A 19351-nucleotide genomic window follows, 5' to 3' on the forward strand; every position below is an offset into this window, starting at 1 on the left:
CCAAGCTTCTTTTGCCGTCAACGCTTGTCCAGCAAGGCTCCCTTCCTTTCCCTCCGGAGGGGGGGAAAGGTGGCGCTGCGAAGCAGCGACGGATTGGGGGAACCACCTGGCAATCAAGCCTCAGGCCCGATCAGTCACGCCAATCACAAAAGATGTGTGCATAGCGTAGCCTTTGTGGGGGAGAGGGAGCTCGTAGGGCGCGACGTCCTGATGCAAATTGCCCGTCAGCCGACTTGCGCGGAAGGCACTACGCAGGCTTTCCTTGCGCCCCAAAGAGATTCGGGGAGGCACCCATGGACACGGTCACCATCAGCGCAAAAGGCATCTCGGTTTCGCTCGACCTCGCGGTCGGCCACATCGCCGCCATGGACGTCGAGGCCGACGGCCGCATCCTGAAGCCGCTGCACCGTGCCCCCTGGGTCGGTTCGCCGCGCGAAACGCTGCCCGAAAGCACCCCCGAAGGCACGGTGAGGCTGTCCGGCGATTTCCTTTGCGCGCCGTTTTCGGCGAGCGATGTCGAAGCAGCTCCCCTGCATGGCTGGCCGGCGAACAGCGAATGGGATGTCGTCGAGAACGGCGCCATTGCCGGCGGCTGGCGCGCCGTGTTCCGGCTGCGCCGCAAGGTCATGGGCGCGGCGATCGACAAGGTTTTTACCCTTCGCGACGGCCATCCCTTCCTCTACCAGGAACATATCTTTTCCGGCGGCTCCGGCGCCATCTCGGTGGCACATCATCCGATGACCTCCATGCGGGACGGCGGCCGGCTCGCCTTTTCGCCCAAGCGCGTCGCGGTGACGCCGCCGACGCCGCTGGAGCCGGACCCGGCGCGCGGCCGCTTCATGCTAGCCTATCCGGCCCGCTCCGGCGATCTCGCGCAGTTCCCGCTCGCCGCCGGCGGCGCCGCCGACCTCACCGATTACCGCATGCAGGACAAGCGCGAGGATTTCATCACCTTGGTCGAGGCTGACCATGCCGGTCCGGGTTGGACGGCAATCGCGCGGCGCGCCGAAAAGGATCTGGTGCTGGTGCTGAAGAACCCGGCCGAACTGCCCATCACCATGCTGTGGTTCTCCAATGGCGGCCGGGACTACGCGCCGTGGAGCGGTCGCCATCTCGGCGTGCTCGGCATCGAGGACGGCCGCGCCGCGGTCGGCCATGCCGCCTCGCTCGGCGACAATTGGCTAAAGCGTGAAGGCGTGGCGACGGCCTTCGCGCTTGCCGAGGGACGCTCTGTGTCCTTCCGCCATGTCATCGGGGGTGTTCCCGCCGCGGGTGTCGAGCCGCCGAGCGCCATCGAGACGGTGAGCGACCGCATGCGCATCCTCGCCGCCAACGGCACTGCTGAGGAGGTGCCGTTCGACGGCGAGTTCCTGCGCATCGGGCGTTCGGTGCCGGCGTGACTGGTTTGGGCAGAGCGCCCGCGAGTTCGTCATTCCAGGGCGAAGCAAGGAGCGAAGCGACGCGCGCAGACCCTGGAATCCATGCCGTTACCTTGATCGCAAGGCGCAGCGGAGCAGAATTCTGCACCGTAGCAGCGCCTCCGCGTCACGGCATGGATCCTCGGGTCTGCGCTGCGTCGCTACGCTCCTTGCTTCGCCCGTGGATGACGATGTGAGAAAGGCCGGGGCCAATCTTCGAAGCCCGCGATAGCAAACCCGGCGATAGGATCACCGTTTGATATTTCCACCACCACCCGCCAAGATGCGGCCGGATTCGCTAACGCAGAGGCGTCGATGTCTGACCTAGCCCATATCACCGCCGCCATCTTCAAGCGCGCCGGCAAGGCCAAGCGTTTCGTCGTCGCCATTGCCGGGCCGCCGGGAGCCGGCAAATCGACCATATCGGGCAGGCTGCACGAGCTTTTGCCGGAGGGCACCTCGGAAGTCGTGCCGATGGATGGCTTCCACTATGACGATATCATCCTCAACCGCCGCGGCATGCGCGCGCGCAAAGGCGCGCCGGAAACCTTCGATTTCGCCGGCTTCGAGACGCTCTTGAAGCGCATCCGGTCGGGCGAGCCGGACATCGCCATTCCGGTCTTCGACCGCAACATCGAATTGTCGCGCGCCGCGGCCGAGATCGTTTCGGCGGACACCAAGTTCGTCCTGGTCGAGGGCAATTATCTTCTGCTCGACGAAGAGCCGTGGTCGCGGCTGGCGCCGCTGTTCGATTTCACCATCTTCGTCGACGTGCCCCGGGGTGAGCTTGAGCGCCGCCTGATGGAGCGCTGGCACGAACATGGAAAGTCCGAAGAGGATGCCCGCGCCTGGATCGCCTCCAACGACATGCCCAACATCGAGCGCGTGCTGGCGCGCCGCCGGCCGGCCGATCTGGTGATTGGTTAATCACGGAGGTGATTGGTTAATCACCCTGGTGATTGGTTAATCACCCTGGTGATTGGTTAACCCGCTCAATTTTCAATATTTCTGCTCGGGAACCTTAAGGTTTTCAGGTCGTTATGGCGGCATCCCCTTTATCCGCCGTTGAGGGAGCCGTCCGATGGCAACCAGAACCAGAAAACCTGCGCCCGCAAAGGGCCGAGCCAATCAGCCCAGGCAGCCCAAACCTGCCGAGGAAGCGCCGCTTGCGAAGGACGGCAAGCCGGCCTTCGGCAAGGCGGCGCCCAGGAAAGTCGTGGCAGGTGCTGCGCACAAGGTCGCGGTCAAGCCCGCGAAGCCGCACAAGCCTGCGACTGCGAAGGCGGCCGGCAAGTCCGGCCCGATCCGCACCGTAGCCAGCGTGGCGACCGGCGCGGTGGTGGCGACGGCGCGGCTCGCGGCTTCAGTGTTCGGCCGCGGCGCCAAGGCCAAGGCCAAATAGTCTTTCAGCCCTTTGCCGGGATGGTCAGGCCGCGCTTCACCGCCGGCCTTGCCAAGCCCCGCTCCAGCCATGCGGCGACGGTTGGGAAATCGTCGAAGCCGACCAACTCGCGCGCCTCGTAAAAACCGATCAGGTTGCGCACCCAGCCGAGCATCGAGACATCGGCGATGGTGTAGTCGTCACCCATGATCCATTGCCGGCCCTTGAGCCGCGTCTCCAGTACGCCGATCAGCCGGCGCGATTCGTCGCGGTAGCGCGTCAGCGGCCGCTTGTCGGCGATCTCGCGTCCGGCGAATTTGTTGAAGAAGCCGACCTGGCCGAAGATCGGGCCGATCGACGCCATCTGGAAGAACACCCACTGGATGGTTTCGTAGCGCCGGATCGGATCGGCGGGCATCAGCTTGCCGGTCTTGTCCGCCAGGTAGAGCAGGATGGCGCCGGATTCGAACAAGCCGATCGGCTTGCCGCCCGGCCCGTCCGGATCGATGATCGCCGGTATCTTGCCGTTCGGGTTGAGCGACAGGAATTCCGGCGTCCAGCTCTCGTTCTTGCCGATATCGACATAGTGCGGCTCGTAAGCGAGACCGATCTCCTCCAGCGCGATCGACACCTTCACGCCGTTGGGCGTCGTGGCGGAATAGAGCTGCAGCCGGTCGGGATGCTTGGCCGGCCAGCGCTTGGCGATCGGGAAGGCGGACAGGTCGGTCATCGAAGGCTCCGGGGTGCGGGATGGCGCCAGGCGGCGCTCGTGGCGGGGTGCACAGAATTACGACCGGGCTTCGTCGCGATCAACATGCCGGCAGGCGGTTGGCCGTGCACGCACAGTCAACCGAAGTCGCGCTTTGGCGGATCAGCCGCGCCGATCAGACGGCCTTGAAGGCCAGCACCGCATTGGTGCCGCCGAAGGCAAAGCTGTTGCTGAGCGCCGCGCGCACCTTGCGTTCGCGCGCCACGTTGGGCGTGACGTCGAGGTCGCAGTCCGGGTCCGGCTCGCGGTAATTGGCGGTCGGCGGCACGACGCCTTCGCGGATCGCCATGACGCAGGCGATCATCTCCAGTCCGCCGGAGGCGCCGAGGCAATGCGCATGCATCGACTTGGTCGAGGAGACCGAAAGCGCGCCGGCATGGCCGCCGAAAACGCGCTTGATCGCCGCGGTCTCGATCTGGTCGTTGGCCTTGGTGCCGGTGCCGTGCGCGTTGAGATAGTCGATATCTTCCGGGTTGAGCCCGGCGTCCGCCAGACAGAAGCGCATCGCCGCTTCCGGCCCTTCGATGGTCGGGGCGACGATGTCGGAGGCATCGGCGGAAAGCCCGACGCCGGCGATCTCGGCAAGGATGGTGGCGCCGCGCGCCATGGCGTGGTCGTAGCTTTCCAGCACCGCCATGCCGGCGCCTTCGCCGAGCGACAGGCCCTGGCGGTCGGCCGAGAACGGCCGGCAGGTGTCGGGCGCGAGCACGCGCAGCGCTTCCCAGCCTTTGAGCACGCCCCAGACCAGCGGCGCCTCGGTGCCGCCGGCAAGCATCACATCGGCGCGGCCGAGCCGGATCTGGTCGACCGCCGTGGAAATCGCATGATTGGCCGACGAGCAGGCCGAGGTGACACCGAACACCGGGCCGCGCAGCCCGAGATTCATGCTGACCTGGCCGGCTGCTGCGCCCGGCATCACTTTCGGCACGGTGAAGATGGCGGCGCGATTCTTGCCTTCGACTAGGATCGCCCGGTAATTCTCCTCGATGGTCTCGAAGCCGGCGACGCCGACGCCGACGATCGCGCCCATCCGGTAGGTGTTGTCGGCATGCGCGCTCAGCCCCGACTGCCGCATGGCTTCCCGCGCCGCGATCACCGCCAAGAGGCTGAAGCGGTCCATCGATACCAGCTGCTTGCGGTCGATGCCGTGCTCCGGCAATGCCTTGACCTCGCAGCCGACCTTGACCTTCAAATCATGCAGGGACGGATTCTCGATCGCGCCGATGGCCGAGCGGCCGGCGCGCATGGCATCCCACATCGCGGCCACATCGTTGCCGAGCCCGCAAATACCGCCGATGCCGGTGATAACGACGCGTTTTTGCATGCAGTCAGGCTTTTTTCGCGATCAATTCGCGAACCGCCTCGACCATGTCGCCGACGTTCTTCAGATTGCTCCAGGCATCGACCGTGTTCATCTCGATCTCGATGCCGTATTTCTCTTCCAGGTCGAAGATGATCTCGGTCAGCTCCAGCGAATGGATGCCGAGCGTGCCGAGATCGGTGCTGGGGGTGATTTCCTCGCCGCCGGTTTCGGCATGCGCCTTGATCTTCTCGATGATCTCGGTCGTCAGTTGGTCAGCCATTCGTTCCCTTCCCTGTCGTTTCCCGACGCCAAACGATCAGCGCCTCTTTTTGATCCCCGGCTTCCACGAACGGGCTGTTCCTGCCACGCAAGGCGCCGCATGACCGCTCCAGGGTGGCTTCCCTCTATAGAAACCGAAACGATGTCAAGCAACAAGCTATATCGACAAAGCCGCGAGCGTGCTTAACCTTGGCGCGATGGACATGATCGACAATCGCCTGGCGTCCCAGGCCGCCGCTCCTTTGCCTGCCGGGCCCCCGTTGCCTGCCGCACAACGTGTTGCCGGCCTAGGCAGGCTTTTCTGCGGCAGGAACGGCGGCCGGACCAGGCTGCAACGTCTCTACCAGGACGGCTCGGCCAAGATCCGCATGCCTTCGGTGCGCGGCGATCCGCTCGAAGCCGTGCTGATCAACACCGCCGGCGGCCTGACCGGCGGCGACCGCATCGGCTGGGCGATCGAAGTAGGCGAAGGCGCATCCGCCTCGATCACCACCCAGGCTTGCGAGAAGGTCTATCGCGCCGCCGCCGATCGCGCCGAGGCGAAGGTCAGCCTGCGCGCCGCCGCCGGCGGCCGCATCGCCTGGCTGCCGCAGGAAACCATCGTCTTCGACCAGGCGGCCTTCGCCCGCGGGCTGGATGTCGAGCTTGCCGAAGGCGCCGAGGCGCTGATCCTCGAAGCGACGCTGTTCGGCCGGCTGGCGATGGGCGAGCGCACCGTTCAAGGCAGCTTCCACGACCGCTGGCGGATCCGCCAGGGCGGCGCGCTCATCCACGCCGAGGATTTCCGCGTTGGCCCCGATATCGCCGCAAGGCTGGCCCGTCCGGCCGTGGCCGGCGGCGCGTCGGCGATCGCCACCCTGTTGCTCGTGTCGCCGAATGCGCAAGACCTGCTGGAGCCGGCTCGACAGGTCATCGGCGATGAAGGCGGCGCCAGCTTTTGGCGCGTCGGCCGATCTGGCAAGCTTCTTGCGAGGCTTCACGCCGGCGACGGCTACCAGCTCCGCAAGCGGCTGGTTCCGCTCGTCGAACTGCTCAACGGGCGGGCGGGTCTGCCCAAATTGTGGTCACTCTGATTTCGAATACCGGGATATCGCATGAATTTGACGCCGCGTGAAAAGGACAAGCTGCTGATCGCCATGGCGGCGATGGTGGCGCGCAAGCGGCTGGAGCGCGGCGTCAAGCTCAACCACCCGGAAGCCATCGCTTTGATCACCGACTTCGTCGTCGAAGGTGCGCGCGACGGCCGCGCCGTGGCCGAGCTGATGGAGGCGGGCGCGCATGTCGTCACCCGCGCCCAGGTCATGGACGGCATCGCCGAGATGATCCACGACGTCCAGGTCGAGGCGACGTTTCCCGACGGCACCAAGCTGGTGACCGTGCATGAGCCGATCCGCTGAGGCCCGTAAGGCAAGGAGAGGACCGATGTTGGAAATCAGGCCCAACTGCGAGTGCTGCGACAAGGATCTGCCGCCGGATGCGAGCGATGCGCGGATATGCACCTTCGAATGCACGTTTTGCGCGGACTGCGCCGAAACAGTGCTTGGCGGCGTCTGTCCGAATTGCGGCGGCAATTTCGCGCCGCGCCCGATCCGGCCGGCGGCTTTGCTGAAGAAATATCCGCCTTCTACCAAGCGCGTGCTGAAGGCCGAAGGCTGCGGCCCGCGCCAAGCCGCTTGAACAAATAATCAGAGGTAGCCAGATGATCCCCGCTTCGACCAAACGCACCACGCTCGCCGCCATCCTGCTCCTGGCCGCGGCGATGCCGGCTTACGCACATGTCGGCGTTGGCTCTACCTCGTCCTTTGCCGCTGGCTTCGCGCATCCGTTGTCCGGCCTCGACCATATGACGGTGATGATCGCCGTTGGCCTGTGGGCGGCGCTGAAAGGCGGCAAGGCGATTTGGGCCTGGCCGCTCGCCTTCGTCGGCGTCATGCTGTTTGGCGCAGCGCTCGGCATGCTGCATGTGCCGGTGCCTTTCGTCGAGCCCGGCATTCTCGCCTCGGTCGTCGCGCTCGGCCTGCTGGTGGCGCTGGCGATCGACCTGCCGGTCTCGGCGGGCGTGGCGATCATCGGCCTGTTTGCGCTGTTCCACGGCCACGCGCATGGCACGGAAGTGCCGGAAAATGCCGGCGGTCTCGAATATATGGCGGGCTTCGCCGTCGCGACCGCGCTGCTCCACGGCGTCGGCATAGCGGCGGCTCTCGGTCTCGGCCTGCGCTTCCGCGGCCTGGTGCGTGCCGCCGGTGCGGCTTGCGCGGCGGTCGGTCTCGGCCTTGCCTTCGGCGTTCTGTGAGGGCCGAGATGATCCCGGGCGAAGTCATTCCCGCAAAGGGCGAAATCGAGCTCAACACCGGCTTGCCGACAGTGACGCTCAAGGTCGCCAACAGCGGCGACCGGCCGATCCAGGTCGGCAGCCACTATCATTTCTTCGAGACCAATGAGGGGTTGAAATTCGACCGCGACCGCGCGCGCGGCATGCGGCTCGACATCGCCGCCGGCACCGCCATGCGCTTCGAGCCGGGCCAGGAGCGTGACGTCACGCTGGTGCCGCTCGGTGGAAAACGCGAGGTCTACGGTTTCCAGCAAAAGGTGATGGGCAAGCTGTGATCTCCGCCGCGCTCGCGCCGGCGGACCCGCATCGGGACCGCCGGCCCGCTCAATCAGCTCGCTTTCTTGGTGATCAGCGTCAGCGCGCCGTTGGGCTGCAGGCTGGCGGCGATCACCTGCGCCGAGCTGACTCCCTTGGCGTCCAGCGCCGATTTCACCTTGGGCGTCGCGTCGATCGATTTGCGCAAGGTCTGCAGGCCGACATCGCCGCGCTGCGCCACGATCTTGTTGACCTGGGTCTGCGTGTCCTTCGGCAGCTCGGTGATGTCGACGATGCTGACGCCCTGGATCGACGGCACGGCCGGCTGAGCCTGCGGAGTGGCTGGCGCCGGAGCGGCGGGAGAGGGGCTCGGTGTCGGCGCCGACTGCTGGGCGTTCGCGGCGCCTGCCATGATCAGGCTGGCGGCGGCGGCGAAAAATATCGTTCTGCGCATGGATGTTCCTTCCATCGGTTTGGCAAACACTCGTTTTGGGCTGACCAGGCCACCTCAACCGCCAAATGGGCGGGCAAAGTGTCGCCGAACGGGTCATTGCGTGACCATTGGATGGCGACAATGTGCGGCCAACCCCCAACCAACCTCGTTTTCGGGAGCAATCGCTGATGGCCAGAATTACCCGCGCCGCCTATGCGCAGATGTATGGTCCGACCGTCGGCGACAAGGTGCGCCTGGCTGACACCGAGCTCTTCATCGAGGTCGAGAGGGATTTCACCGTCCATGGCGAGGAGGTGAAATTCGGCGGCGGCAAGGTCATCCGCGACGGCATGGGCCAGAGCCAGGTGACGCGGGCCGACGGCGCGGTCGATACGGTCATCACCAACGCGCTGGTCGTCGATGCGCTTATCGGCATCGTCAAGGCGGATATCGGCCTCAAGGACGGCCGCATCGCCGCGATCGGCAAGGCCGGCAATCCGGACACGCAGGCCGGCGTCACCATCATCATCGGCCCGGGCACGGAAATCATCGCCGGCGAGGGCAAGATCCTGACCGCCGGCGGCTTCGACGCGCATATCCACTTCATCTGCCCGCAGCAGATCGAGGAAGCGCTGATGAGCGGCGTCACCACCATGCTCGGCGGCGGCACCGGCCCGGCGCACGGCACCTTGGCCACCACCTGCACGCCCGGCCCCTGGCACATGGCGCGCATGATCCAGTCCTTTGACGCCTTCCCGATGAATATCGGCCTGTCCGGCAAGGGCAATGCCTCGAAGCCGGCGGCGCTGGAGGAAATGGTGCTGGCCGGCGCCTGTTCGCTGAAGCTGCATGAGGACTGGGGCACGACGCCGGCCGCGATCGACTGCTGCCTGTCGGTCGCCGACGCTTACGACGTGCAGGTGATGATCCACACCGACACCCTGAACGAGTCAGGGTTCGTCGAGAACACGGTCGCGGCGATCAAAGGCCGCACCATCCACGCCTTCCATACCGAGGGCGCCGGCGGCGGCCATGCGCCGGATATCATCAAGGTCTGCGGCCTGCCCAACATCATCCCGTCCTCGACCAATCCGACCAGGCCCTACACGGTCAACACGCTTTCCGAGCATCTCGACATGCTGATGGTCTGCCATCATCTGTCGCCGTCGATCCCGGAAGACATCGCCTTCGCTGAAAGCCGCATCCGCAAGGAGACGATCGCTGCCGAGGATATCCTGCACGACATCGGCGCCTTCTCGATCATCTCCTCCGACAGCCAGGCCATGGGCCGCGTCGGCGAGGTGGCGATCCGGACCTGGCAGACCGCCGACAAGATGAAGCGCCAGCGCGGGTCGCTCCCCGACGAGACCGGCGACAACGACAATTTCCGCGTCCGCCGCTACATCGCCAAATACACGATCAATCCGGCCATCGCGCACGGCCTGTCGAAGGAGATCGGCTCGATCACCGTCGGCAAACGCGCCGATCTGGTGCTGTGGAACCCGGCCTTTTTCGGCGTAAAGCCCGAGATGGTGCTGGTCGGCGGCTCGATCGCCGCCGCACCGATGGGCGATCCCAACGCCTCAATCCCGACGCCGCAGCCGATGCACTACCGGCCGATGTTCGGCGCCTATGGCAAGGCGTTGACCAACTCCTCGGTCACCTTCGTCTCCAAGGCCGCCCTCGATGCCGGCCTGCAGGCGAGGCTCGGCGTCGCCAAGGCGATGGTCGCGGTCGAAAACACGCGCGGCGGCATCGGCAAGCATTCGATGGTGCTCAACGACGCCACGCCGCATGTCGAGGTCGATCCAGAAACCTACGAGGTGCGCGCCGATGGCGAGCTCTTGACCTGCGAGCCCGCGACGGTGCTGCCGATGGCGCAGAGGTATTTTCTGTTCTGATGCGTTTGCGGTGAGCGGGCAAAGACCGTTGCGGCTGGCGCGTCGAGGCCGCAATATGCGGCCAAGCATCAGCCGCAATGTGATCGGGCATGGCCACCGAAATCGCCTCTCCGCACGACATCTTCCCGCATATCCGCATCGTCATGGGCATGGTGATCGGCCTCGGCGTCACCCGGCTGCTCTCGGGAACCGCCCGCATCGTCCAGCATCCTGGACAGTACCGGCTCTACGCGGTGCATCTCGCCTGGGTCGCCTCGGTGCTGCTGATGCTGGTGCATTTCTGGTGGTGGGAGTTCGGGCTCTACGCCATCGAGAACTGGACCTTCGGCAAATATCTTTTCATCATTTTCTACGCCATCACGCTGTTCCTGCTCTGCGCGCTGCTGTTCCCGGATTCGATGCTCGATTACACCAGCTACGAGGACTATTTTTACTCGCGTCGCGCCTGGTTCTTCGGCCTGCTGGCGGCGACCTATCTGCTCGACGTCATCGACACGCTGCTCAAAGGCCCGGAGCACTTCGCCCGTTTCGGCAACGAGTATCTGTTCCGCACGCCGGTCTTCGTCGCTTTGTGTCTGGTCGCGATCCTGGTGCGCGACAAGCGCTTCCACATCGCCTTCGTCGCGGCCGCGCTGATCTACCAGATTTCCTTCATCCTGCGGCTCTTCGACACCATCGTCTGAGCGAACGCGATGGTCTAGGATTCAGGGGAAAGGCAGGGTCAACCATGTACAAGGCTGTCGGATCGCGTGGCTCCCGCGTCAGCCGGGTGCTCTGGATGCTCGAGGAACTCGGGCAGCCCTATGAATTCGTCGAGGTCAAATTGCGCTCGCCGGAAGCCTATGCGCTCAATCCCTCCGGCAAGGTGCCGATCCTGATCGATGGCGACCTGAAAATCACGGATTCCGCGGCGATCTGCGTCTATCTGGCCGACAAGCATGCCGACAAAGGCATGGGCGCCAATCCGGGCCTCGCCGGTCGCGCCGAGATGGATTCCTGGATGCATTTCGCCCAGAGCGAGTTGGAGGCGCCGCTGTGGAACAAGCTGCGCCACCGTTTCCTCTTGCCGAAGGATGTCCGCGTCGATGTCGGTCCGGCGGCGGTCTATGATTTCGCCTCCGAAGTGCAGGCGCTGGATCGCAGGCTCGGCGACAGGCCTTTTGCGCTGGGCGACCGGTTCACCGCTGTCGACGTGCTGCTCGGCGACATGGGCGCCTGGGCGCGCGCCGGAAAATTCCCGGTCGACTCCGAGCGGGTCGGCGCCTATTTCGATCGCGTGCTGTCGCGGCCCGCCCGCGCCCGCGCCCAAGCCAATGGCGGAGCCATGAGATGAAACTCAACATCACCACCGACTTCACCAAATTTCCGCGCGCCGTCTCGGTTCTTCCGGCCGGCGAAGCCGGACCGGTGGCCCCCTACGACAAAGCCGTGCTGCCGCATGACGAGCGGCACCTGCGCCGGCGGGCCATCGAGACGGCGGCCGGCGATAAGGTGCTGGTCGACCTGCCCGAGCCGGTGGCGCTCAGCGACGGCGACCGGCTGGTGCTGGAGGACGGCCGCCAGCTCGAGATCGTCGCGGCGCCCGAAGAGGTCTACGACATCCGCGCCCGCGACGCCGTGCATCTGACCGAGCTTGCCTGGCACATCGGCAACCGCCATCTCGCCGCCGCGATCGAGCCGAACCGCATCCTCATTCTGCGCGACCACGTCATCAAGGCGATGCTGGAAGGCCTGGGCGCTACGGTGGCCGAAGTGTCTGAGCCGTTCACCCCGGTGCGCGGCGCCTATTCGGGGCATGGCCACGATCATTCGCACGATCACCACGACCACGATCACCACGACCATGATCATCATCACGATCACGATCACGACCATCACCACCACGACCATGGTCACCACCATCACCATGACTGAGCAGTCTTCCAGCGTCGCGCTTTTGCGGCTGATGGCATGGCTGTCGCCGGCCTTTCCGGTCGGCGGCTTTTCCTACAGCCACGGCCTGGAACGCGCCGTGCAGGACGGGCTGATCGCCAATCGCCGGGACCTCGCCCAATGGCTGGAGACGCTGGTCGAGATGGGTTCCGGCTGGAACGACGCGGTGCTGTTCGCCGAAGCCTGGCGCTGCGCGCGGGACGACGGCGATCTTGCGGAGGTCGCCGCCCTGGCCGAAGCGCTGGCCGGCTCGCAGGAGCGCCACCTGGAGACGATGCTGCAGGGCGCGGCTTTCTTGAAGGCGGCGTCCGCCTGGCCGTCTCCGGGGCTCGAGCGCCTGCCCGCCGATTGCCCCTACTGCGTCGCCGTCGGCGCCGTGGCCGGCGACCATGGCATCGGCCTACGGGACGCCCTGTCCGCCTTCCTGCAGGCCTTCTTCTCCAATCTGGTCCAGGCGGCGATCCGGCTCGGTGTCGTCGGCCAGGTCGATGCCACCGCATTGTTAGCCGGCTTTGAGTCGCCTGCGCTGTCGACCGCAGCCCGCGCGGCCGCCTCCAGCGTCGACGATCTCGGCGGCTCGGCCTTCATCTCGGACATAACGGCGATGCGTCACGAAACCCAATATTCGCGATTGTTCCGCTCATGACAGCCCTTGCGCTCATCCTCTCTTTCGTCCTGCTCCTGATCACCTCGCTGCATGTCTATTGGGGCATAGGCGGCATCTGGCCGGGCACGGATCAGGCCTCCTGCGCCCGCGCCGTCGTCGGTTTTCGCGGCGTCGACGAGATGCCGTCGTCATTCGCGAGCTTCGCCGTCGCGGCCTGTCTGGCGCTGGCGACGCTCTGGCCGCTGGCGCTGACCGGCGTCTTCGCCACGCCTTTTCCGAGGGCAGGCCTGGCCGCCACCGCCTTGATGATCGGCCTCGTCTTTCTCGGCCGTGGCATCGCCGGCTTTACGCCCTGGTGGCGCCGGCTGGCGTCCGAACAGCCTTTCGCGCGGCTCGACCAGCGCCTTTATTCTCCGCTCTGCCTGCTGATCGGGTTGGGCTTCGCCATCCTCGCTATTTCGGAGTTTCCGGCATGACCTCGAAAAACGGTCCTCTTCGCATCGGCATTGGCGGCCCTGTCGGCTCCGGCAAGACCACGCTGACCGAAAAGCTGTGCAAGGCACTGCGCGACGACTTCTCCATCGCCGTCGTCACCAACGACATCTACACCAAGGAAGACGCCATGATGCTGGCGCGGCTGCAGGCATTGCCCGAAGAGCGCATCGTCGGCGTCGAGACCGGCGGCTGCCCGCACACCGCCATCCGCGAGGACGCCTCGATCAACCTGCGCGCCATCGCGGAGCTCAACAAGAGATTCCCCGATCTTGACATCATCTTCATCGAATCCGGCGGCGACAATCTTGCCGCCACCTTCTCGCCCGACCTTGCCGATCTGACGCTCTACGTCATCTCGGTCTGCCAAGGCGAGGAGATCCCGAGGAAGGGCGGCCCGGCGATCACCCGCTCCGATTTCCTCATCATCAACAAGAGCGACCTCGCGCCCTATGTGAACGTCAATCTCGAAATCATGGAGAGCGATGCCGGCCGCATGCGCGGCAAGCGCCCCTTCGGCTTCACCGATCTGTCGCGCGGCAGGGGCCTCAAGGAGGTCATCGAGTTCATCGTCGAGCAGGGCGGATTGCAGTCGGCGCGCCCGGCGGCCTGAGCGTCTCGGCGGCCTGAGCCATCGTTTATCGGTTGCTGGTCGGCGCCCCGCACGGCATTCTTGCTAGTAGACCCAAGCGGAGGATTTTCGATGAGCCTTGCCCGCCTGCACAAGGAACCGCTGAGCAACCTGCCCTACTATGAGGAGCGGGTCGATCTCGCCGCCGCCTTCCGCTGGACGGCGCGGCTCAACATGCATGAGGCGGTGGCCAATCATTTCTCGCTGTCGGTCAACGAGGACGGCACCAAATTCCTGATGAACCCCAACCAGGTGCATTTCTCGCGCATCAAGGCGAGCGACCTGCTTTTGATCGACGCCAACGATCCTGAAACGCTCTCCGGGCCCAACGCGCCCGACCCGACCGCCTGGGGCCTGCACGGCGCCATTCACCGCAACGTCCCGCATGCGCGCTGCGCCATGCATGTGCATTCGATCCACGCCACCGTGCTTGCCTCGCTGGCCGATTCGACGCTGCCGCCCGTCGACCAGAACTCCGCCATGTTCTTCAACCGCCATGTCGTCGACGCCAATTATGGCGGGCTGGCCTTCGAGGAGGAGGGCGAGCGCTGCTCGCAGCTTCTCACCGATCCCAAGGTCAAGGTGATGGTGATGGGCAATCACGGCGTCATGGTCATCGGCGACAGCGTCGCCGACACCTTCAACCGCATGTTCTATTTCGAGCGCGCCGCCGAGACCTACATCAAGGCGCTATGGACCGGCCGCCCGCTGCGCACGCTATCGGATGAGATCGCCGAAAAGACAGCCAGCGAAATGGACGACTACCCCGGCCAGGCCGAGCGCCATCTCGCCGAGCTCAAGGCGATCCTCGACGAGGAAGAGCCGGTCTATCGGAATTGAGCTTCTTTCCCTTCTCCCCGTTCCGGTGCCCGAAGGGCGGATGAGGGGCGGCACCAAGGTTTCAGAAGTCAACGCCTATGCGCCAGCGTTTTGCCAGGTCAGCGCTGCCCCTCATCCGCCTGCCGGCACCTTCTCCCCGTATAGTGACGGGGAGAAGGAGGCTGATCACAGCCCCAACTGCGCCCGCAACTCTTCGGCACTGTTGATCACGATCGCGCCCGGCGGTCCTGCCATCGGCGCTTCCGGCCAGAAGATCGTCTTCATGCCGGCCGCCAGCCCGGCCATAGCGCCGGTCACGCTGTCGTCGACCGCGAACGCATCCTTCGGATCGACGCCGGCGAGATAGGCGGCGCGCAGGAAGGGTTCCGGATAAGGCTTGCCTTCGATGACATCGTTGCGGCTCACCGTGCGCATGCCCGGATAGATCAGCCCGACGGCGGAGAGATTGGCGTCGACGATCAGCCGGTCGGAGTTGGACACCACCGCCTGCTCGACGCCGAGCGCCCGCAATTCGTTGAACACCTCGATCGCGCCGGGGCGCGGCTTCAGCGTGTCTGCCATTGGCAGATAGTGGTCGTATTTGCGCACGATCCAGTCGTCGAAGGGCATGACCAAGCCGAACTCGTCGCGCAGCATCTCGTAGACCGGCCATGCTGCGACGCCCAGCACCCGTTCATGCAGGTCGGTCGGCGGCGCGATGCCGACGCTGCGCAGCGCGGCCGCAAGGGCTGCCTCGTGCAGCGGCTCGCTGTCTACCAGCGTTCCGTCCATGTCCCAGAAAACGGCTTTCGGCGTCATGCGCGGCTCCTTTGTCCGCTCCCCTTAATGGGTTTCGCCGCCGAGATAAACCGCCCAGCCGCAAATGGTTGACGCTGGGGACGAGCAACCTTTTGGTGGCGGGCGACGCCTGCAAACATTTGCTCTTTTGACAGACAATTGCGCGCCAAAATAATCGCTGTAAGCTATAGCGCCCTTGTCGGGGTTGGGAGGCAGGACGTGAATTCGCGACAGGAAACCGGCAACACCAGGTTGGACGACGCCGCGCGCGCCGGCTGGCTTTATTACGTTGCCGGCAACACGCAAGACCAGATCGCAGCCAAGCTCGGCATCTCCAGGCAGACGGCGCAGCGGTTGGTCTCTCTGGCCATGTCTGAGGGCTTGATCAAGGTGCGCGTAGACCATCCGATCGCCAACTGCCTCGACCTTGCTGCCAGGCTGAAGTCGCGCTTCGCGCTCGACCTGGTCGAAGTGGTGCCGAGCGATCCGACCTCGACCTCGACGACCATCGGCATCGCCGAAGCGGCCGCGGCCGAGATCGAGCGCCGGTTGCGCTCCGAAGCGCCGATCGTTATGGCGATCGGCACCGGCCGCACGCTGAAGGCAGCGATCGAGCAACTGCCGCCGATGGAGTGCCCGCAGCACAAGGTGGTGTCCTTGACCGGCAACATCTCGCCCGACGGCTCCGCCGCTTTCTACAACGTCATCTTCACCATGGCCGACCGCGTCAAGGCGCGATCCTTCCCGATGCCATTGCCGGTCATCGCCTCCTCGCCGGAGGAGCGCGACATGTTGCTCAACCAGCCGATGATCCAGCCGACGCTGGCGCTGGCCGCGGAAGCCGACGTCACTTTCGTCGGCATCGGCGACCTTGGCCCCAAGGCGCCGCTCTATGAGGACGGCTTCATTTCGGAAAGCGAGTTGAAGGCGCTGCAGAAGGCCGGCGGCATCGCCGAGATCGTCGGCTGGGTTTACGACCGCGAGGGTCGCATGATCGAGGGCATAACCAACGACCGCGTGTCTTCGGCCTCACTGCCGTCGCGCGAAAAATCGCTGGTCATTGCGCTGGCCATGGGCGAGCGCAAGCTGCCGGGCATACTGGCGGCGGTCAACCGCCGGCTGGTCAACGGTCTCATCACCGACGAGCGGACGGCCGAAGCTCTGCTCGCGGGCTGAACACCGATAAAAACGAGCCACTTATTGCGACGGCCCGCGCGGGTCGTTGCCGTCGAGGAATCCCATGTCGCGCTGCAGATGCGGCGACAGATCGCGTACATCGACATAGCCGCGCCGGCGGCGGGCAAATCGTGAAAATTCGTGCATCAGCAGGGAAAACCAGCTTTGCGCCGGGGTGGTAACGAGCTTTTCCTGGATCGTGGTCATGATCTTCAGCTTTCGCTTCTTCTTGAACTGGAATGATCGTCGACCCCAAATATCGGTCTGGCGGACTCGCGCTGCCAATTAAACCTCGATCATGACCCATAAGGAGGTTTTATGCCCGATCTGAAGCCCCCGCAGCTTGCACCGTTGCCGCCGCTTCCGGCGATCCGGGTTTTCGAGGCGGTGGCCCGGCATCTCTCCTTCACCAAGGCCGCGCAGGAACTGGGCATGACCCAGGCGGCTGCGAGCTATCAGATCAAGGTGCTCGAGGAGCGCATCGGCGCGCCGCTTTTCCTGCGCCGTCCGAAGCAGATCGAATTGACCGAACCGGGGCAGCGCCTGGCGCCGGCCGTCAGCGAAGCCTTCGCTATCCTCGGCCAGGCCTATGCCGCGGCACGCGGCGGGGCCGACGGGCTGCTTTGCGTCACCACGGTGCTCACCTTCGCTTCCAACTGGCTGGCGCAGCATCTGGGCTCTTTCCAGCTTGCTCATCCCGCACTTGCCGTGCGGCTCGACACGTCGAGCCGGCTGACCGATTTCGCGCGCGAGGATGTCGATCTCGCCATCCGCTCCGGTGGTGGCAAGTGGCCGGGCCTCGAGTCTCACAAATTGCTCGACGCCGATTTCACGCCGATGCTGAGCCCGAAGCTGGCGGCGAGCATCGGTGGGGTCAAGCAGCCGGCGGATCTTCTGCGGCTGCCGATCCTCGATCCCGGCGACATCTGGTGGACGCAATGGTTCGAGGCGGCCGGCGTCACCGGGCACGACCTCGCCAGGCGGCCGGGCTCCAGCATGGGTGCGCAGGCCTATGAGGCGAACGCCGCGATGGCCGGTCACGGCGTCGCTATCCTCACCCGGGCGCTGTTCAAGAATGAGATCGCCGACGGCCGTCTCGTCCAGCCTTTCGACCTGGTCGGCGACGACGGTCACGCCTATTGGCTGGTCTATCCGACGGCGCGCCGCAACGTGCCGAAGATCCGCGCCTTCCGCGATTGGATCCTCGCCGAGATCGCTTGCCCATAGGCCAACCGCCTCTAGCTACGTTCTTCGACTATCGCCGGCCGCCTCGCCGGCTGGGTCACGCTGCGTCATTTCTATTGCACTGCAGCATCGATTCCGCCTTGACATAATTCACGCCAAGTGAGTAATTGCCCAGAGCCAAGGCAAATGCTCACTTTGGTTTATGGGAGGAATTTGATGAAACTTCGCACGCTCACCCTGGGCTTGTTGTCGGCCAGCGCTCTTGCTTTCGCCGCGCATGCCGAATCCATCACCATCGCCACCGTCAACAATGGCGACATGGTCCGCATGCAGAAGCTGACGGACGACTTCACCAAGGCTAACCCCGACATCCAGCTCAACTGGGTCACGCTTGAAGAGAACGTGCTGCGCGAGCGCGTCACCACCGACATCGCCACCAAGGGCGGCCAGTACGACGTCATGACCATCGGCACCTACGAGGTTCCGATCTGGGCGAAGCAGAACTGGCTCTTGCCGCTCGACAAGCTCGGCGACGACTACGACACCAAGGACATCATCCCGGCCATCGCCGGCGGTCTCTCGGTCGACGGCAAGCTCTATGCCGCGCCCTTCTACGGCGAAAGCTCCTTCGTCATGTACCGCAAGGACCTGATGGAGAAGGCGGGCCTCAAGATGCCCGACGCCCCGACCTGGGACTTCATCAAGCAGGCCGCCGACAAGATGACCGACCGCGCCAATGGCGTGAACGGCGTCTGCCTGCGCGGCAAGGCCGGCTGGGGCGAGAACATGGCCTTCCTGACCGCCATGTCGAACTCCTTCGGCGCCCGCTGGTTCGACGAGAATTGGAAGCCGCAGTTCGACCAACCGGAGTGGAAGAACACGCTGCAATTCTATGTCGACCTGATGAAGGCCGACGGTCCGGAAGGCGCCTCGTCCAACGGCTTCAACGAGAACCTGGCGCTGTTCCAGCAGGGCAAGTGCGGCATGTGGATCGATGCCACCGTCGCCGCGTCCTTCGTCTCCGACCCGAAGAACTCGACCGTCGCCGACAAGGTCGGCTATGCGCTGGCCCCCGACAATGGGCTCGGCAAGCGCGGCAACTGGCTGTGGGCGTGGTCGCTGGCGATCCCCGCCGGTACGCAGAAGGCCGACGCCGCCGAGAAGTTCGTGTCCTGGGCGACCTCGAAGCACTATGCCGAGTTGGTCGCGTCTAAGGAGGGCTGGGCCAACGTTCCGCCGGGAACGCGCTCCTCGCTCTACGCCAATCCGGAGTACCAGAAGGCAGCGCCCTTCGCGAAGATGACGCTGGACTCCATCAACGCCGCCGACCCGACGCATCCGACCGTCAAGCCGGTGCCTTATGTTGGCGTGCAGTTCGTCGCCATTCCTGAGTTCCAGGGCCTCGGCACCACCGTCGGCCAGCTCTTCTCGGCCGCCCTTGCCGGCCAGTCGAGCGTCGACGATGCGCTGAAGCAGGCGCAGGACGCTGCCACCGCGGCGATGACCGAAGGCGGCTACATCAAGTAAGGCTCCTCCCGGTGCCGAAAGCCGGTCGCGCATCATGACCGGCAGGAGGCCGCCCGAAACCCAGTTCGGGCGGCCTCTTTTCAAACTCGGGAAAATTCTGGCACAACTCTAAA

The 19351-nt window shown here is 65.1% G+C and carries 25 protein-coding genes; 19 read left to right on the forward strand and 6 right to left on the reverse strand.

The features are described from left to right. Nucleotides 1-293 precede the first annotated feature (293 nt). The 3 genes from FJ988_RS11825 (at nucleotide 294) to FJ988_RS11835 (ending at nucleotide 2820) form a co-directional block, all read left to right on the forward strand. Complete coding sequence (locus tag FJ988_RS11825) at nucleotides 294-1400, forward strand: hypothetical protein (protein WP_140817684.1); 1107 nt, start codon at nucleotides 294-296, stop codon at nucleotides 1398-1400. A gap of 333 nt (nucleotides 1401-1733) precedes the next feature. Next, entirely contained in the window at nucleotides 1734-2345 is a 612-nt protein-coding gene (locus tag FJ988_RS11830; protein ID WP_140817686.1) for a nucleoside triphosphate hydrolase, read from the forward strand. A gap of 154 nt (nucleotides 2346-2499) precedes the next feature. Then, the gene (locus FJ988_RS11835; RefSeq protein ID WP_140817688.1) at nucleotides 2500-2820 is read left to right on the forward strand and encodes a hypothetical protein; all 321 of its coding nucleotides are present in this window, start codon (nucleotides 2500-2502) and stop codon (nucleotides 2818-2820) included. Nucleotides 2821-2824: 4 nt separating this feature from the next. Here the strand turns inward: FJ988_RS11835 and FJ988_RS11840 are convergent, their stop codons facing one another. The 3 genes from FJ988_RS11840 to FJ988_RS11850 all read right to left on the reverse strand — a co-directional run bounded on the left by FJ988_RS11840 (nucleotide 2825) and on the right by FJ988_RS11850 (nucleotide 5151). Further along, on the reverse strand, nucleotides 2825-3529 hold the full coding sequence (locus FJ988_RS11840; protein WP_140817690.1) for a glutathione S-transferase family protein: 705 nt from the start codon (nucleotides 3527-3529) through the stop codon (nucleotides 2825-2827). A 154-nt stretch (nucleotides 3530-3683) separates the two neighbouring features. Then, nucleotides 3684-4892 carry a beta-ketoacyl synthase gene (locus tag FJ988_RS11845; protein WP_140817692.1) on the reverse strand — a complete coding sequence of 403 codons (1209 nt, stop codon included), beginning with the start codon at nucleotides 4890-4892 and terminating at the stop codon, nucleotides 3684-3686. Between the two features lie 4 nt (nucleotides 4893-4896). Next, nucleotides 4897-5151 (reverse strand): acyl carrier protein, encoded by a 255-nt coding sequence (locus FJ988_RS11850; protein WP_140817694.1) that lies wholly within the window; start codon nucleotides 5149-5151, stop codon nucleotides 4897-4899. Between the two features lie 178 nt (nucleotides 5152-5329). Here FJ988_RS11850 and FJ988_RS11855 point away from each other — a divergent pair, with 178 nt between their 5' ends. The 5 genes from FJ988_RS11855 to FJ988_RS11875 are packed head-to-tail and all read left to right on the forward strand — an operon-like array spanning nucleotide 5330 to nucleotide 7757. Next, complete coding sequence (locus tag FJ988_RS11855; protein WP_407067726.1) at nucleotides 5330-6223, forward strand: urease accessory protein UreD; 894 nt, start codon at nucleotides 5330-5332, stop codon at nucleotides 6221-6223. Between the two features lie 21 nt (nucleotides 6224-6244). After that, nucleotides 6245-6547, forward strand: coding sequence for an urease subunit gamma (locus FJ988_RS11860; RefSeq protein ID WP_140817696.1), 303 nt, complete (start codon nucleotides 6245-6247; stop codon nucleotides 6545-6547). A 25-nt stretch (nucleotides 6548-6572) separates the two neighbouring features. Beyond that, a complete protein-coding gene (locus FJ988_RS11865) occupies nucleotides 6573-6827 on the forward strand; it encodes a DUF1272 domain-containing protein (protein WP_140817698.1) in 255 nt (84 codons plus the stop codon). Nucleotides 6828-6849: 22 nt separating this feature from the next. Next, nucleotides 6850-7443, forward strand: a complete 594-nt coding sequence (locus FJ988_RS11870; protein ID WP_140817700.1) for a HupE/UreJ family protein — start codon at nucleotides 6850-6852, stop codon at nucleotides 7441-7443. A gap of 8 nt (nucleotides 7444-7451) precedes the next feature. Beyond that, nucleotides 7452-7757: an urease subunit beta gene (locus tag FJ988_RS11875; RefSeq protein ID WP_140817702.1), complete on the forward strand. Its 306-nt coding sequence runs from the start codon at nucleotides 7452-7454 to the stop codon at nucleotides 7755-7757. Between the two features lie 53 nt (nucleotides 7758-7810). Here the strand turns inward: FJ988_RS11875 and FJ988_RS11880 are convergent, their stop codons facing one another. Then, entirely contained in the window at nucleotides 7811-8191 is a 381-nt protein-coding gene (locus tag FJ988_RS11880) for a hypothetical protein (RefSeq protein ID WP_140817704.1), read from the reverse strand. Between the two features lie 167 nt (nucleotides 8192-8358). Here FJ988_RS11880 and ureC point away from each other — a divergent pair, with 167 nt between their 5' ends. The 8 genes from ureC to FJ988_RS11920 all read left to right on the forward strand — a co-directional run bounded on the left by ureC (nucleotide 8359) and on the right by FJ988_RS11920 (nucleotide 14573). Further along, nucleotides 8359-10071 carry an urease subunit alpha gene (ureC, locus tag FJ988_RS11885; RefSeq protein WP_140817706.1) on the forward strand — a complete coding sequence of 571 codons (1713 nt, stop codon included), beginning with the start codon at nucleotides 8359-8361 and terminating at the stop codon, nucleotides 10069-10071. Nucleotides 10072-10160: 89 nt separating this feature from the next. Then, nucleotides 10161-10754, forward strand: coding sequence for a hypothetical protein (locus FJ988_RS11890; RefSeq protein ID WP_140817708.1), 594 nt, complete (start codon nucleotides 10161-10163; stop codon nucleotides 10752-10754). 44 nt (nucleotides 10755-10798) lie between these two features. After that, complete coding sequence (locus tag FJ988_RS11895; RefSeq protein WP_140817710.1) at nucleotides 10799-11404, forward strand: glutathione S-transferase family protein; 606 nt, start codon at nucleotides 10799-10801, stop codon at nucleotides 11402-11404. Next, the gene (ureE, locus tag FJ988_RS11900) at nucleotides 11401-11985 is read left to right on the forward strand and encodes an urease accessory protein UreE (protein ID WP_140817712.1); all 585 of its coding nucleotides are present in this window, start codon (nucleotides 11401-11403) and stop codon (nucleotides 11983-11985) included. Before FJ988_RS11895 ends, ureE begins: the two co-directional genes overlap by 4 nt. Then, the gene (locus FJ988_RS11905; protein WP_140817858.1) at nucleotides 11978-12649 is read left to right on the forward strand and encodes an urease accessory protein UreF; all 672 of its coding nucleotides are present in this window, start codon (nucleotides 11978-11980) and stop codon (nucleotides 12647-12649) included. The genes ureE and FJ988_RS11905 overlap by 8 nt, the downstream gene beginning before the upstream one ends. Continuing rightward, nucleotides 12646-13086 (forward strand): DUF3995 domain-containing protein, encoded by a 441-nt coding sequence (locus FJ988_RS11910; RefSeq protein WP_140817714.1) that lies wholly within the window; start codon nucleotides 12646-12648, stop codon nucleotides 13084-13086. The genes FJ988_RS11905 and FJ988_RS11910 overlap by 4 nt, the downstream gene beginning before the upstream one ends. After that, nucleotides 13083-13715: an urease accessory protein UreG gene (gene ureG / locus FJ988_RS11915; protein WP_140817716.1), complete on the forward strand. Its 633-nt coding sequence runs from the start codon at nucleotides 13083-13085 to the stop codon at nucleotides 13713-13715. Before FJ988_RS11910 ends, ureG begins: the two co-directional genes overlap by 4 nt. Nucleotides 13716-13805: 90 nt before the next feature. Then, nucleotides 13806-14573, forward strand: coding sequence for a class II aldolase and adducin N-terminal domain-containing protein (locus FJ988_RS11920; protein ID WP_140817718.1), 768 nt, complete (start codon nucleotides 13806-13808; stop codon nucleotides 14571-14573). 165 nt (nucleotides 14574-14738) lie between these two features. Here the strand turns inward: FJ988_RS11920 and FJ988_RS11925 are convergent, their stop codons facing one another. After that, entirely contained in the window at nucleotides 14739-15371 is a 633-nt protein-coding gene (locus tag FJ988_RS11925; protein WP_140817720.1) for an HAD family phosphatase, read from the reverse strand. A 198-nt stretch (nucleotides 15372-15569) separates the two neighbouring features. Here FJ988_RS11925 and FJ988_RS11930 point away from each other — a divergent pair, with 198 nt between their 5' ends. Beyond that, nucleotides 15570-16526, forward strand: coding sequence for a sugar-binding transcriptional regulator (locus FJ988_RS11930; protein ID WP_140817722.1), 957 nt, complete (start codon nucleotides 15570-15572; stop codon nucleotides 16524-16526). Between the two features lie 21 nt (nucleotides 16527-16547). Here the strand turns inward: FJ988_RS11930 and FJ988_RS11935 are convergent, their stop codons facing one another. Next, nucleotides 16548-16733 (reverse strand): hypothetical protein, encoded by a 186-nt coding sequence (locus tag FJ988_RS11935; RefSeq protein WP_140817724.1) that lies wholly within the window; start codon nucleotides 16731-16733, stop codon nucleotides 16548-16550. Between the two features lie 111 nt (nucleotides 16734-16844). Between FJ988_RS11935 and FJ988_RS11940 the strand changes: the two genes are divergently transcribed. Further along, entirely contained in the window at nucleotides 16845-17753 is a 909-nt protein-coding gene (locus tag FJ988_RS11940) for a LysR substrate-binding domain-containing protein (protein ID WP_140817726.1), read from the forward strand. A gap of 174 nt (nucleotides 17754-17927) precedes the next feature. Then, nucleotides 17928-19238 carry a sugar ABC transporter substrate-binding protein gene (locus tag FJ988_RS11945; protein ID WP_140817728.1) on the forward strand — a complete coding sequence of 437 codons (1311 nt, stop codon included), beginning with the start codon at nucleotides 17928-17930 and terminating at the stop codon, nucleotides 19236-19238. Nucleotides 19239-19351 lie beyond the last annotated feature (113 nt).

The sequence above is a fragment of the Mesorhizobium sp. CU3 genome (assembly GCF_006442965.1).
In the GTDB taxonomy this organism is placed as follows: Bacteria; Pseudomonadota; Alphaproteobacteria; order Rhizobiales; family Rhizobiaceae; genus Mesorhizobium.